A 14,078-nucleotide genomic window follows, 5' to 3' on the forward strand; every position below is an offset into this window, starting at 1 on the left:
TTAGCTCAAATTGTTTTGCTGGCATCATGTTTGATGTCCAAAATTTTGTTTCGTTCACCAACTCAAGGTTAGCTACTGGAAACTTTATTGATTACGTTTTGCTTGTTCAGTTTTCAAGGTTCATTACTTTATTTTAAGCATCACCTCTTGGCGACTCACTAATAATATCAAGAATCTAAAACTATGTCAACACTTTCTCAAAAAAATATTTCACTATTTTATATAAACTATTATTCTCCTTCTACATCACTATGTTTAGCGGATTTAGCTTAACCTTGAATCAATTAGGCCTCGGCATAATTGCGTCCGGATTCGGCTTTGTGTTTGCACAAAGAACTCCTTTCATCCGATGGAAGCTTTAGGCCAACAAATGTTTTCTGTGCGAAAGCGAAGCGCCAGCAACATGATGTTACCAATCAGGCGTTTTCACAGCATATGAAGTTCTTAGCGCGAGTTCCTCTATTTCATTGGATGTTTGGACACCCGCTGAAAAGCAACTTAAACCCGCGCATTCCTCTCACCTACTATAGAGGTGGGAGACTTCTGTACCTGTCGCTACGCTATCGGTACAAAAGACATTTGTAGCTGACGCTTCGCTTTCGCTACAAAAAACATTTACTGAAAGAAGTGAAATGATTTCAAAGAAATTTTTTCTCTAGTTAATCGGTTTTTGATATATCAAATCCCCGTATTTTATCTGGCTATATTTAGAGGTTAGAGTCTTTTTATTGCTGTCGCTTTGTTTTCGCCGTATAAATCCGATTGCAATAAAAGTGAAAAAAGGCAACCGCCAATATATTATTGGGTTGCCTTTCGACTATTATATATTCGTTATAATACGTGAAATATAGAAGGTACGATTTTTACCTAAATCAAATATCTCTCCTGAGTGGCTTAATTTGATTAGCGGACGAGTTGGTGCAAATTTATTTACAAACATCACTTCGCCCTGTTCCAGATTAGATAGTTCTACTATTGTACCTATAGGAAGGTCAGCAACAATATCTATAAGTGCACGAACTACTTTAATATCAAATTTTCCAAATTCAGATTCATTAATCATTTCTATAACTTTAAAGGAAGATTGCTTTACTCTATAAACTCGCTCACATGTCATTGCATGGAATACATCTGCAACAGCGATAATTTGAGCGAAAGTAGAAATATTAGCAATTTTTTCACCCTTTGGATAGCCACTACCATTTAAACGCTCATGGTGCTGGAAAATAGCCTCTTTCATTGTATCCTTTAAGATTGTTAAATCTTTGACCATATTATAGCTATAAATCGGATGTTTATAAATTTCATCAAACTCCTGCTCTGTTAAAGTCGTTTTTTTATCACGGATACGTGGATGAATTTTTGCCATCCCACAATCAGCTAATAACCCTCCAATTGCAACTTGAATTGTAATTCCTCTATCATAACCTAATTTTTGCGCAATCACTGAAGAAATCAATGCTGTTGCTACACAATGATGGTACAAATAGTCTTTTGGATTTGAATACTCATTTAAATCAAAAATTATTGTACGATCTTCTAAAACCATTTCTAATAATGGCAAAATTATTTTACGTGCTTTCGCAATATCTACCTTTGCGCCAGCTTCCCAATTTTTAAATTCCTTTTTGAATTGCTCAACAGAATTGTCATAAACCCTTTTAAAAGTTGGAATAACCTCTGGTGGAACAACTATTTCCGTTTCTTTTATCTCAGATTGAGCCTCTATTCCTTCTTTATAAACTGGGACTCTTGTAATATTAAAAGCAAAAAAAACTTGTAAATGTTCATAGGAAATTATTGTGTTTTTAAAAATTATTGGATATTGCGTATTTGCAAAAATATCTTCTGAAATTACTTTACCCACACGCAACTCTGAAATTGGGACATGTATAGTTTCCACGCAATTAACACCTCTTCACTATTTCACTTGCTTAAACATAAGGTTAATTTCATTTTATCATGGAATTCAAAATAATTACTTATTTTTCATGATTTACGCTAAAAAAAACCGATGAACGGCAACATTCGCTGTCGTCATCGGTCTTTTTATTATTCTTCTACTTGATCATTTTCTTCGTTAGCTTCTTCTGCTTCTTCTGCTTCTTCTACTTCTTCTGCTTTTTCAACCTTTGCTACAGTTGCAACAAGCTCGTCATCCCCTAAACGAATTAAACGAACTCCCTGTGTACTACGGCCAATTAATGAGATATCATTCACATCCATACGGATTAGCATACCATTAATTGTAATAAGCATTACATCTTCAGAACCATCAACAGTTTTTACAGCTACCATTGGACCGTTTTTATCAGTGATTTGAATTGTCTTTAATCCTACACCACCACGGCTTTGTAAACGATATTCCTCTTCAGAAGTACGTTTTCCGTAACCTTTTTCAGTAACAACTAAAATTTCCTGTCCTGGTTCAACGATTTCCATGCCAACTACTTCGTCATCATCACGTAATTTAATACCACGTACGCCACCTGCAGTACGGCCCATTGAACGAATATCATCCTCTTGGAAACGTACGAGCATTCCATCACGAGTACCTATTATTACTTGCTTATCGCCATCTGTTAAACGAACAGAAATGAGATCATCATCTTCTCGTAAACTAATAGCTATTAAGCCGTTTGTACGGATGTTTGCAAATTGAGATACTGGTGTACGCTTTGTAATACCAGTTTTAGTAGTGAAGATAAAGTACGCATCTTCATCAAATGAAGCAACACGGATCATTGCTGTTACTTTCTCACCTTTTTCAATATTGAGTAAGTTAACAATCGGTAATCCTTTCGCTGTACGCCCGAATTCTGGAATTTCATAACCTTTTGCTCTAAATACTTTTCCTTTTGAGGTGAAAAATAAAATAGTATCGTGTGTGGATGTATTCATAAGGTGCTCAACAAAATCATCTTCATTTGTACCCATACCTTGTACGCCACGACCACCACGTTTTTGACTGCGATATGTATTCGCAGCTAAACGTTTGATATAACCATTATGTGTTAAAGTTACGACTGAATTTTCAACTGGAATTAAATCCTCGTCTTCAATCATTTCTAAACCGCCAGATGTTATTTCAGTACGGCGTTTATCATTAAAGCGTTCTTTCAGCTCTAATATTTCAGTACGAATAATTTCAACAATTTTAGCTTCATCTGCCAAAATCGCTTTTAATTCAGCAATTAGTATTTGAAGTTCTTGATATTCTGCTTCAATTTTTTCACGCTCTAATCCACTTAAACGGACTAAACGCATATCTAAAATTGCTTGCGCTTGACGTTCAGATAAATTGAATCGTTCCATTAATTGTGGCTTCGCTTCATCACCACTACGTGAACCACGGATAATAGCAATAATTTCGTCGATATGATCAAGAGCGATACGTAAGCCCTCTAAAATATGTGCACGGTCTTCCGCTTTCCTTAAGTCAAATTCCGTACGACGACGAATAATAACCTTTTGGTGCTCTAAATAATGATACAGCATTTCTTTTAAGCCCATTACTTTAGGCTGGCCATTTACTAATGACAGCATATTAATACCGAAGCTCGATTGCATTGCTGTTTGTTTATATAAATTATTTAAAACTACGTTGGCATTTGCATCTTTGCGGATCTCAATGACTACTCGCATACCGCGTCGGTCAGATTCATCACGTAGGTTTGTAATACCATCAATTTTTTTATCGCGTACAAGCTCTGCTATTTTTTCAATAAGCTTAGCTTTATTCACTTGGTATGGTAATTCATGAATGAGAATTGTTTCCTTACCATTTGCTTTTTGTTCAATCTCTACCTTCGCACGAATAATGATAGAGCCACGGCCTGTTTCGTAGGCACGACGAATACCGCTACGGCCTAAAATTAATCCACCAGTTGGGAAATCAGGTCCTGGGATGATTTCCATCAATTCTTCCGTTGTAATGGCAGGATTTTCAGAAAGTGCTATTACTGCATCTATCGTTTCACCAAGTTGATGTGGTGGAATATTTGTCGCCATACCAACTGCAATTCCTGCCGCTCCATTTACTAATAAGTTTGGATAGCGACTTGGAAGGACAATAGGTTCCTTTTCTGAACCATCATAGTTATCTGTATAGTCAATTGTGTCTTTATTGATATCGCGAAGCATCTCCATTGCAATACGAGACATACGTGATTCTGTATAACGCATCGCTGCAGCTCCATCGCCATCGACAGATCCAAAGTTACCATGACCATCGACAAGCATGTAACGATAGCTAAAATCTTGCGCCATACGTACCATTGCATCATAGATGGATGAGTCACCATGTGGATGGTATTTACCCATTACGTCCCCAACAATACGTGCTGATTTTTTGTACGCTTTATCTGCTGTATTCCCTAGCTCTTGCATGCCATATAAAATACGACGATGTACAGGTTTTAATCCATCACGTACATCTGGTAAGGCACGAGAAACGATTACACTCATCGCATAATCGAGGAAGGATGTTTCAATTTCTTCTGTTATATTAACTCCTTTAACACCGGAGCGTTCTTGTTCTGACAAAGTGTAGACCTCCTCTCAAGAAAAATTAAATATCTAAATTAGCGTATACAGCATTTTCTTCGATAAATTGACGACGAGGTTCAACTTCATCGCCCATTAAACGCTCAAATGCTTGGTTTGCTTTAATTGCATCATCTAATTCTACTTGTAACAATGTGCGGTACTCAGGGTCCATTGTAGTTTCCCAAAGCTGCTCCGCATTCATTTCTCCAAGACCTTTGTATCGTTGCACATTTGGTTTTGGCATTTTCGGTAGTCGTTCTAAAATTTCTCTTAATGTTTCTTCATCATAGCAATACTCAACATGCTTACCTTGCTTTACTTGATAAAGAGGTGGCTGTGCAATATAAATATAACCTGCCTCTATGAGAGGTCGAAGGAAACGGAAGAAGAATGTTAACAATAATGTTCGGATGTGTGCACCATCAACATCGGCATCTGTCATAATAATGATTTTATGATAACGAGCCTTTTCTAAAGAAAACTCTTCACCAATACCTGTGCCAAACGCTGTAATCATTGCACGGATTTCTGCATTCGATAAAATTTTATCTAAGCGTGCTTTTTCAACGTTAAGGATTTTACCACGTAACGGTAAGATTGCTTGGAAGTGTCGGTCACGTCCAGATTTTGCTGACCCGCCGGCAGAATCACCCTCAACGATATAAATTTCACATTCTGCTGGATTTGTTGATGAACAGTCAGCTAATTTACCTGGCAAGCTTGATACTTCAAGCGCATTTTTGCGACGTGTAAATTCACGTGCTTTTTTAGCAGCGACACGTGCACGAGCAGCCATTAAACCTTTTTCTACAACCTTACGAGCTATAGTTGGATTTTCTAGCATAAATCGTTCAAAACCATCTGAGAATAAGGAGTTAGTAATTTGGCTAACTTCAGAGTTACCAAGCTTTGTTTTTGTTTGTCCTTCAAATTGTGGATCAGGATGCTTAATTGAAACAATAGCTGTTAACCCTTCACGAACATCCTCACCAGTAAGGTTTGCATCTGACTCTTTTAATAGCCCATTTTTTCGCGCGTAATCATTAATAACACGTGTCAGAGCTGTTTTAAAACCAGACTCATGTGTACCGCCTTCATACGTATTAATGTTATTAGCAAATGAAAAAATATTTGAAGAGAATCCAGCATTATATTGCATAGCAATTTCAACTGAAATACCATCCTTTTCCCCAAGAACATCAATTGGATCATGGATTGGCTCTTTAGATTGATTCAAATGCTCTACATAAGAACGAATACCACCTTCATAATGATACGTAGTAGAACGTTCCTGATCTTCACGTTCATCAGCAATTGTAATCTTGATACCACGATTCAAATAAGCTAATTCACGAATACGATGTGCTAAAATGTCAAATTCATAAACAGTCGTTTCTTTAAATATTTCAGGGTCAGCTTTAAAACGTGTAGTTGTTCCATTACGATCTGTCTCACCGATAATTGTTAGCTCTTGAATAGTTCTTCCACGTTCAAATTTAATTTCATGAATATGACCCTCACGATGAACTTGAACAATCGTCACAGCTGATAGAGCATTTACAACAGAAGCCCCTACGCCATGAAGACCACCAGATACTTTGTATCCTCCACCGCCGAACTTACCGCCAGCATGTAGCACTGTCATAATAACTTCAACAGCAGGCTTACCCATTTTTTCTTGAATGCTTACCGGAATACCACGACCATTGTCCTCTACACGGATCCAGTTGTCTTTTTCTATCGTTACTTTTATATCTGTACAAAATCCTGCAAGTGCTTCATCAATACTATTATCAACAATTTCCCATACTAAATGATGTAGCCCTTTAGAGCTTGTTGAACCGATATACATCCCTGGTCTTTTACGTACCGCTTCTAAACCTTCTAATACCTGTATCTGATCGGCTTCATAAGCTTGATTTTGTAAACCTTCGTTCTCTATAGCCACGGCTTTCATCTACTCCTTCATAACATCATTGTGTGTAAATGAATGAACAGTCAACCGAGCTGACTATTACCATTCTTTTGTAATCTAAAAAACTACCCGGGCTAACTTTCTTCAATCGCACCTTGTTTCACGTGAAACAGCTTTGCATGCTCCATCGTTTCATGATGAATTCCATCAACACTTGTAGTCGTAACAAAGGTTTGAACTTCACCTTGAATGGTATTTAATAAATGCGATTGGCGATAATCGTCGAGTTCCGACAATACATCATCTAAAAGTAGTATGGGTGTTTCATTCGTTTCTTGTTTAATTAACTCAATTTCGGCAAGTTTTAATGAAAGAGCGGTTGTGCGTTGCTGTCCTTGTGAGCCGTATGTCTGAACATCATAGCCATTTACTAAAAACTGCAAATCATCTCGATGTGGACCAACTAGTGTAACACCACGATCAAATTCACGCTCCTTAGTTTCTATTAGCTTTTTATGCAAGAAGCCTTCAATTTCACTAGAAGTATGTTCTTTTTCAATACCAGCTACAGTGCGGTATTTAATAACCAACGTTTCCTTCCCTTGTGAAATACCTGCGTGAATAGGCTCTGCCCACTCCTGCAATAAATCCATAAATTGAAATCTTTTTCGAATAATTTGGGTAGCTGCGTGAATATATTGTTCATTATAAACCTCGTACATCACGTCATCTGGCATTGTTTTGCCTTGATTCATTTTTAAAAAATGATTACGTTGCTTTAAAATTTTTTGAAAGGTTAATAAATCATGTAAATAGACAGGCGAAATTTGCCCAATCTCCATATCTATAAAACGTCGTCGTATTTGCGGACTCCCCTTTACAACATTTAAATCTTCAGGGGCAAACATCACGACATTCATTTGGCCAATATAATGACTAAGACGACTTTGCTCTATATGATTTATCTTACCTTTTTTGCCTTTTTTCGTAACCGTAAGCTCAATCGGTAAAATACCATGCCTTTTTTGAACGGCCCCTTCTATTTTACCATAGTCTGAATCCCAACGTATTAATTCTTTATCGTTCGTCGTTCGATGGGATTTAGCCATTGCCAATACGTAAATAGATTCCATAACATTTGTTTTCCCTTGTGCATTTTCACCAATGAAAACATTGATTTTTGGAGAGAAATTTAAAGCTAAGGCATCATAGTTACGGTAATTTGTAAGTTCTAAATGCTCTATATGCATAATTTACTGTCCAGTGGTTCCAACGATACGAAATCGACCACATCCAGGAATATTTACAATGTCACCGTCACGCAATTTACGACCGCGGCGATCATCCACTTCTCCATTTACATATACATCATTTTCGTGTAAAAACCACTTTGCCATGCCACCAGAGCTAATAGCATCAGTCATTTTTAAAAGCTGTCCTAATGTGACAAACTCTACATCAATTTCAATGTCCTTCATAGCTGTGTTCCCCTCCAAATACAGATTGTCTATCTCTCTATCATACCTAAAAATTCCCCATAAGTAAAAAAAGATAGCCGCAATCAGCGACTATCAGAACGTTTTTCAAAGCAATTAAAGCTTGAAATTATGGAGTTTTATTCTCTCCAACACAAATAGTTTAAATTTTAATAAGTACGTACAGGTAAAATCAACTGTAAAATAGCATCATCATGAACAGAGCGTAAAATAAACGGTCTCATTGCTCCTGTGAATTGAATAACTACATCTTGGCCATCTATTGCTTTTAATGCTTCCATCATGTATTTCGCACTGAAAGAAATTTTTAAGTTCTCCCCTTCTAATGACTCAACAGGGATTTCCTCTTGAACCTTACCGATTTCTGGAGAATTAGAAGAAACTTCGACAGCTTGATTATCTAAAATCTCGAAACGTACAACATTATTACGATCTCCACGAGCAACAAGAGATGCACGATCGATTGCTTGTAATAATGATTTACCATTAATCGTTAAATTTGTTTGATATTCTTCTGGAATTAAACGTGATGTATCTGGGTAATTACCTTCAAGTAAACGAGAGAAGAATAATACTTCTCCAGTTTTAAATAATACTTGCTGGCTTGTAATCACAATTTGTACAAGATTTGTTGAATCCTCTAAAACTTTATTTAACTCATTTAAACTTTTACCAGGAATTACAACACTATGTTCAACCTCAGGTAAATTTTCCAGTTGAACTTTACGTCTTGCCAAACGGTGGCTATCTGTTGCAACACAGATTAATGTTTCATTTTTTATCTGCCAGTTTACACCTGTCAACACCGGTCTACTTTCTGAAGTGGCAACAGCGAATACTGTTTCACGGATAATTGACTTTAATAGGTCTGCAGGAATAGTAAATTTTTGATCCTCTGTTAATTCAGGTAATAACGGATATTCAGTAGCGTCTGAGCCAATTAAGTGGAATTCAGATTTACCTGAACGGATATGAGTTTGGAAACCAGGTGTTACTTGAATTTCAACCTCATTTGTTGGTAACTTACGTACAATTTCATTAAACATACGAGCTTGTACAACAATTGATCCTGTTTCTGTAATATGAATTATTTGTTGACCATCTTCTTCAACAGGAATAAATGTTTGAATTGTAATATCAGCGTCACTACCTGTTAAGCGAATACCCTCATCTGTAACATCAATTTTAATTCCCGTTAAAATTGGAATAGTTGTTTTAGAACTTACGGCTTTCATGACATCATTTAAACCCTCTAATAAACGGTCACGTAAAATATCAAATTTCATTCGTTTTCCCTCACATATTTATATTATTTATTTATATAAAATAAAAAAGATATAGTAATAGGCCCTGTGGATTTGTGGATAAGTATGTTTAAGTGAATAAAATCAGTCTATCCACATGTAGATAGACTGTGTATAAGTTTGTGTTTAAACGATTGAGTTGTCCACAGTATTATTTCCCTAGCATGCTTCGAATTTGTTTAATATCTTGCTGTAGCTGAACGTCATTTTTCAACATAGAAGATATTTTCTCGTGAGCATGTATAACAGTAGTATGGTCACGTCCACCAAATTCTTCGCCAATTTTCGGCAGCGAAAAATCTGTTAATTCGCGGGATAAAAACATCGCGACTTGACGTGGAAAGGCAATTAACTTTGTTCGTTTTTTCGCGACAAAATCCTCTAAACGAATGTTAAAATGCTCTCCTACTGCATTTTGAATGTCTAATATAGTGACAGTTCGCGGCTTCGAATTAGGAATAATATCCTTTAATGCTTCAGCAGCCAAAGTCGCATTAATATCCTTGTTAACAAGGGATGAATAGGCAACGACGCGAATAAGCGCACCTTCAAGCTCCCGAATATTGGAGTCAATCTGGTTCGCAATATAGAGCATAACTTCATTTGGCACTTCTAGACCATCAGCTTTTGCCTTTTTTCGGAGAATGGCAATACGAGTTTCCAAATCAGGAGGCGCAATATCTGTAATTAGTCCCCATTCGAATCGAGAACGCAAACGATCTTCCAATGTCGGAATTTCCTTAGGAGGACGATCACTGGATATAACAATTTGTTTCGATTCTTCATGCAATGTATTAAAAGTGTGGAAAAATTCTTCCTGAGTTGATTCTTTTCCAGCTAGAAATTGAATATCATCAATTAGCAGTACATCTACATTGCGGTATTTATTGCGAAAATCGAGTGCCTTATTATCTCGAATTGAGTTAATAAATTCATTTGTAAATTTTTCAGATGATAAATATACAACCTTTGCATTTGGATTATGTTCCAGTACATAATGACCAATCGCATGCATTAAGTGTGTTTTGCCAAGCCCTACTCCCCCATAGATAAAAAATGGGTTATAAGCCTTCGCAGGCGCTTCTGCGACAGCTAGCGAGGCAGCATGTGCAAAGCGGTTACCAGAGCCAATAACAAACGTATCAAAAGTATACTTCGGGTTTAACATTCCTGGTGAAATATCATGGTGTTCGTTATTTTTTGCTTGGATAATCGGCGCCGGCAGATCGAAATCGTCCGAATCCTGGTTTTTTTGAACAACAAACTTAATAAGCAAGTCTTCGCCTGTAAGCTCCGTTAATATACCTGTAATCAAATGAATATAATGATTTTCAAGCCAGTCTCGAGCAAACGAATTTGGCGCAGCAATTGTCACAGTAGAACCACTTCCATTGTAGGAAAGTAGTTTAGTAGACTTTAGCCACGTTTCGAAGCTTGGTTTAGAAATTTTTTGTTCAACCTGAGCCAGGACATTATTCCATAGTTCTTCTAAATGTTCCAAGCTGCTAATCTCCTTTACAGTTCAATACAATTACAGCATTAAAAATAGCGCATTTATAGAAACGGTAAATACGTTCATTTTACAACTCGTCCACAAACTCACAAGTTGTGGATAAAAGTTAACCAAAGGCTGTGATAAAAATTATCCACAGCATATCAACAGTTGTGGATAAAATAAAAGTTCATTTCAGTTTTCAACAAAGTGAAGCACAGTTATCGTATCAGAAAAACAAAGCTATTTCAATAGTTTGTGAAACTTATCCACATACCTTTCATTTATGCACTTTGTAGTTGTCCACAAGCTCTGTGTATGTGAAAAAGCTGTAGATAAATGTTGTGGATAAAAAATAATGCAAAAAATACTATACACAACTTTGTGTAAAAAAAACAAGTACTCTGTGGATAATTAATTAATATAAGTAAAAGAGGATCCATACTAAAATCTATTCTTTATTAAAAAAAGAAGGTTGGTATGAAAGCATATGGAACGGAGGGAGGCGACTTTGCGGAAAGAGTTCTCTCAGAGTGAAATGTGCAGTCAAGTACATATTGGTGAAGAGCCGTAGAAGATATTCATAGATTCTCTTGAAGGAAGAAAGAAATTTATGAAATTCATTGACAAAATAGCTAGTTACTTTATATAATGTTCAGGTCTGTATGTTGAAAAATTCAACTTTCATTCAGGAGGTGTCTATATAAATGAAACGTACTTACCAACCAAAAAAACGTAAGCACAGCAAAGTTCACGGTTTCCGCGCACGTATGAGCACGAAAAACGGTCGCAAAGTTCTTGCTGCTCGTCGTCGTAAAGGAAGAAAAGTATTATCAGCATAAAATAAGTCCACTGAGCCACATCAGTGGTCTTTTTTTTCTTTATTTTTGGGAAACCTAGAAATGAGGATCAAAGGATAATTATCTAGTAGCAGGTGAAAGTAATGAAAAAACGCCAACGAGTGAAAAAAAACGATGATTTTCAAAAGGTGTTTAAAAAGGGTAAATCTTTCGCTAATCGTCAGTTTGTCGTTTATTTTTTAGAAAAAGAGGGACAAACGGAATTTCGAGTAGGTTTATCAGTTAGTAAAAAGCTTGGGAATGCGGTAACACGCAACCAGATCAAACGCTATATTCGACAAAGTATTCATGAATTAAAAGATGAGCTTAAGCCGAATATGGACTATGTTATTATCGCCAGACAACCGGCGGCCACTATGGATTTTCATGAAGTGAAACAAAGTTTGCAGCATGTACTACGAATCGCAAAAGTATTGAAGAAAACGTAATATGGATGGCAACCAAAGTGGTGAAATAGCACCTTTATAGATGAATACGGATGTTAATCCTTTTTGCTGGGTGTCCAAACGCCTACTGAATGAGGAAAAAGCCTTCGGACGAAGCATTTCTGCACGAAAGTGAAGTTATTGAAAATACGTATAGGGGTATTTTGAAATTTAGTTTCGCTGTAATATATGAAAAATTAGTAACATTACTTAGCAAATATGTGTACATTGTTAGAATATTTAGTAGAGTGAAACGTTATATGCATGATAAAATAACTGATAACTTTATTCAGTAGCAGGAAACTGTAAATGTATAAAGAAGAAGAACGCATATAGTTTTAGAAAAAGTGAATAGTATTTGTAGGGGGAAGAAGGTTGAAGAAACAACTTTGGGTAATTTTGTCGCTAGCTTCAGTAGTATTACTACTATCTGGTTGTACAGAATTCAAAGAACCAATCTCCAAAGAAAGCACAGGCTTCTGGAATGAATTCATTGTTTGGCCTTTAGTATCAGCGATTAAATACTTTGCTGATATGCTCGGTTCATATGCATGGGGGATCATTATTGTAACGATTATCATTCGTTTAGCAATACTTCCATTGATGATTAAACAAACAAAGAGCTCTAAAAAAATGCAAGAAATTCAGCCGAAATTGAAGGAATTGCAAAAGAAGTATGCTTCTAAGGATGCACAGACACAGCAACAGTATCAAAAAGAGATGATGCAGCTTATGAGTGAGTCTGGTGTCAATCCACTTGCTGGATGTTTACCTGTATTCATTCAAATGCCAATTTTAATGGGTTTCTACCATGCGATTAGTCGTATGAATGCTACACCTGCTTACGATTTAGGGAATTTCTTTATTTTCCCGTTAGCAGAACCTGCACCGGCATTAGCAATTATTGCTGGTTTAATTCAATTTATCGTTTTACGTACGGGCCCAGCGATGGATAACCCTCAAATGAAAATAATGATGTACATTATGCCATTTATGATTATTGCTTTCGGTATGGCATTACCAGCAGCATTACCACTATACTGGGTAATCGGTAACATAATTTCGATTGCTCAAAACCTGTTTATTTATAAACCTTGGAAAAAAGATAAAACACAACCTGCTCAAAATGGAGGGGCTCAAAAGTGAAACAACTTACGCAAATAGGCGCAACAACACAAGAAGCGATCTCATTGGCGTTACAGAAACTTGGCAAAACCCGTGAACAAGTAGATGTTGAAGTTTTACAAGAAGGTAAAAAAGGATTTTTAGGTTTTGGGGCACGATCTGCAGAAGTTCGTGTAACAGTAAAGGAAGTACAGGTTCGACCAACGATTGAGGAAGAAAAAGCTGAACAGCGAAATACGACTCAATTTGTCGAATCAACAGTATTAGATGATGTTGAAACAATAAGTTCACAAGTTTCTGAACAACAAAGTGATATCGAAGCTGTTCAACAAGTCGTAGAGGAACAAAAAGAGGAAGAAGAAACCTCAGTAAACCCAATTGAAGATGCAAAGACTTATTTAGTCAATATTGCTGAACAATTGGATATTCATGATCTTGAAATTGAAACGACACGTGAAGGAAAATATGTATTATTTCAACTGAAAAGTGAGAAAGCTGCACTGCTTATAGGGAAACGTGGTCAAACATTAAATTCCTTGCAGCAATTAACACACCTTGTGTTAAATAAAAGTGCCAAGCAGTTCTTAATGGTGAAATTAGACGTAGAAAACTATCGTGAGCGTCGCCAAGAAGCTTTGGAGTTACTGGCAGATCGTATGGCGGATAAAGCACTTCGTTTAAATCAGCGAGTGACATTTGAACCCATGCAGTCGTACGAAAGAAAAGTTATTCATAATCAATTGGCAAACCGCCTTGATATTGAAACATACTCAGAAGGAACGGAGCCTAATCGTTATTTAGTCATTGAGCCTGTAAAGAACGGCTAAACTTCGTAAAGAACATACAGACAAACACCTAAAGTCATTTTATCGTCATGATAGAATGGCTTTTTTTTTATGTTGTTGAAAAACTA

General features: G+C 36.5%; 11 protein-coding genes. 4 read left to right on the forward strand and 7 right to left on the reverse strand.

Features of this window, described 5'->3' with window-relative positions; genetic code table 11:
* Positions 1-820: 820 nt before the first annotated feature.
* The 7 genes from AN161_RS18845 to dnaA all read right to left on the reverse strand — a co-directional run bounded on the left by AN161_RS18845 (position 821) and on the right by dnaA (position 10,764).
* Positions 821-1,903, reverse strand: coding sequence for an HD-GYP domain-containing protein (locus AN161_RS18845; RefSeq protein ID WP_053595888.1), 1,083 nt, complete (start codon positions 1,901-1,903; stop codon positions 821-823).
* Positions 1,904-2,052: 149 nt separating this feature from the next.
* Positions 2,053-4,545 carry a DNA gyrase subunit A gene (gene gyrA / locus AN161_RS18850; protein WP_053595889.1) on the reverse strand — a complete coding sequence of 831 codons (2,493 nt, stop codon included), beginning with the start codon at positions 4,543-4,545 and terminating at the stop codon, positions 2,053-2,055.
* 25 nt (positions 4,546-4,570) lie between these two features.
* The gene (gene gyrB / locus AN161_RS18855) at positions 4,571-6,505 is read right to left on the reverse strand and encodes a DNA topoisomerase (ATP-hydrolyzing) subunit B (RefSeq protein ID WP_053595890.1); all 1,935 of its coding nucleotides are present in this window, start codon (positions 6,503-6,505) and stop codon (positions 4,571-4,573) included.
* Positions 6,506-6,597: 92 nt separating this feature from the next.
* Complete coding sequence (recF, locus tag AN161_RS18860) at positions 6,598-7,713, reverse strand: DNA replication/repair protein RecF (protein ID WP_053595891.1); 1,116 nt, start codon at positions 7,711-7,713, stop codon at positions 6,598-6,600.
* A gap of 3 nt (positions 7,714-7,716) precedes the next feature.
* On the reverse strand, positions 7,717-7,941 hold the full coding sequence (yaaA, locus tag AN161_RS18865; RefSeq protein WP_053482950.1) for a S4 domain-containing protein YaaA: 225 nt from the start codon (positions 7,939-7,941) through the stop codon (positions 7,717-7,719).
* Between the two features lie 167 nt (positions 7,942-8,108).
* Positions 8,109-9,245 carry a DNA polymerase III subunit beta gene (dnaN, locus tag AN161_RS18870; protein WP_053595892.1) on the reverse strand — a complete coding sequence of 379 codons (1,137 nt, stop codon included), beginning with the start codon at positions 9,243-9,245 and terminating at the stop codon, positions 8,109-8,111.
* A 169-nt stretch (positions 9,246-9,414) separates the two neighbouring features.
* Positions 9,415-10,764, reverse strand: a complete 1,350-nt coding sequence (gene dnaA, locus AN161_RS18875; protein ID WP_053595893.1) for a chromosomal replication initiator protein DnaA — start codon at positions 10,762-10,764, stop codon at positions 9,415-9,417.
* A 698-nt stretch (positions 10,765-11,462) separates the two neighbouring features.
* On the opposite strand from dnaA, the gene rpmH reads away from it, so the two are divergent.
* The 4 genes from rpmH to jag all read left to right on the forward strand — a co-directional run bounded on the left by rpmH (position 11,463) and on the right by jag (position 13,992).
* The gene (gene rpmH / locus AN161_RS18880) at positions 11,463-11,597 is read left to right on the forward strand and encodes a 50S ribosomal protein L34 (protein ID WP_004233310.1); all 135 of its coding nucleotides are present in this window, start codon (positions 11,463-11,465) and stop codon (positions 11,595-11,597) included.
* A 101-nt stretch (positions 11,598-11,698) separates the two neighbouring features.
* On the forward strand, positions 11,699-12,043 hold the full coding sequence (rnpA, locus tag AN161_RS18885; protein ID WP_053595894.1) for a ribonuclease P protein component: 345 nt from the start codon (positions 11,699-11,701) through the stop codon (positions 12,041-12,043).
* Between the two features lie 372 nt (positions 12,044-12,415).
* Positions 12,416-13,186, forward strand: a complete 771-nt coding sequence (gene yidC, locus AN161_RS18895) for a membrane protein insertase YidC (RefSeq protein WP_053595896.1) — start codon at positions 12,416-12,418, stop codon at positions 13,184-13,186.
* Positions 13,183-13,992, forward strand: coding sequence for an RNA-binding cell elongation regulator Jag/EloR (jag, locus tag AN161_RS18900; RefSeq protein ID WP_053595897.1), 810 nt, complete (start codon positions 13,183-13,185; stop codon positions 13,990-13,992). The genes yidC and jag overlap by 4 nt, the downstream gene beginning before the upstream one ends.
* Positions 13,993-14,078: the final 86 nt, after the last annotated feature.

Source organism: Lysinibacillus sp. FJAT-14222 (genome assembly GCF_001278875.1).
GTDB classification, from domain to species: Bacteria; Bacillota; Bacilli; order Bacillales_A; family Planococcaceae; genus Lysinibacillus; species Lysinibacillus agricola.

Excerpts from the sequence above, each read along its gene's own strand:
- rpmH (WP_004233310.1), top strand. The coding sequence starts at position 11,463 with ATGAAACGTACTTACCAACCAAAAAAACGTAAGCACAGCAAAGTTCAC.
- gyrB (WP_053595890.1), bottom strand. The coding sequence starts at position 6,505 with ATGAAAGCCGTGGCTATAGAGAACGAAGGTTTACAAAATCAAGCTTAT.
- recF (WP_053595891.1), bottom strand. The coding sequence starts at position 7,713 with ATGCATATAGAGCATTTAGAACTTACAAATTACCGTAACTATGATGCC.
- rnpA (WP_053595894.1), top strand. The coding sequence starts at position 11,699 with ATGAAAAAACGCCAACGAGTGAAAAAAAACGATGATTTTCAAAAGGTG.
- dnaN (WP_053595892.1), bottom strand. The coding sequence starts at position 9,245 with ATGAAATTTGATATTTTACGTGACCGTTTATTAGAGGGTTTAAATGAT.
- yaaA (WP_053482950.1), bottom strand. The coding sequence starts at position 7,941 with ATGAAGGACATTGAAATTGATGTAGAGTTTGTCACATTAGGACAGCTT.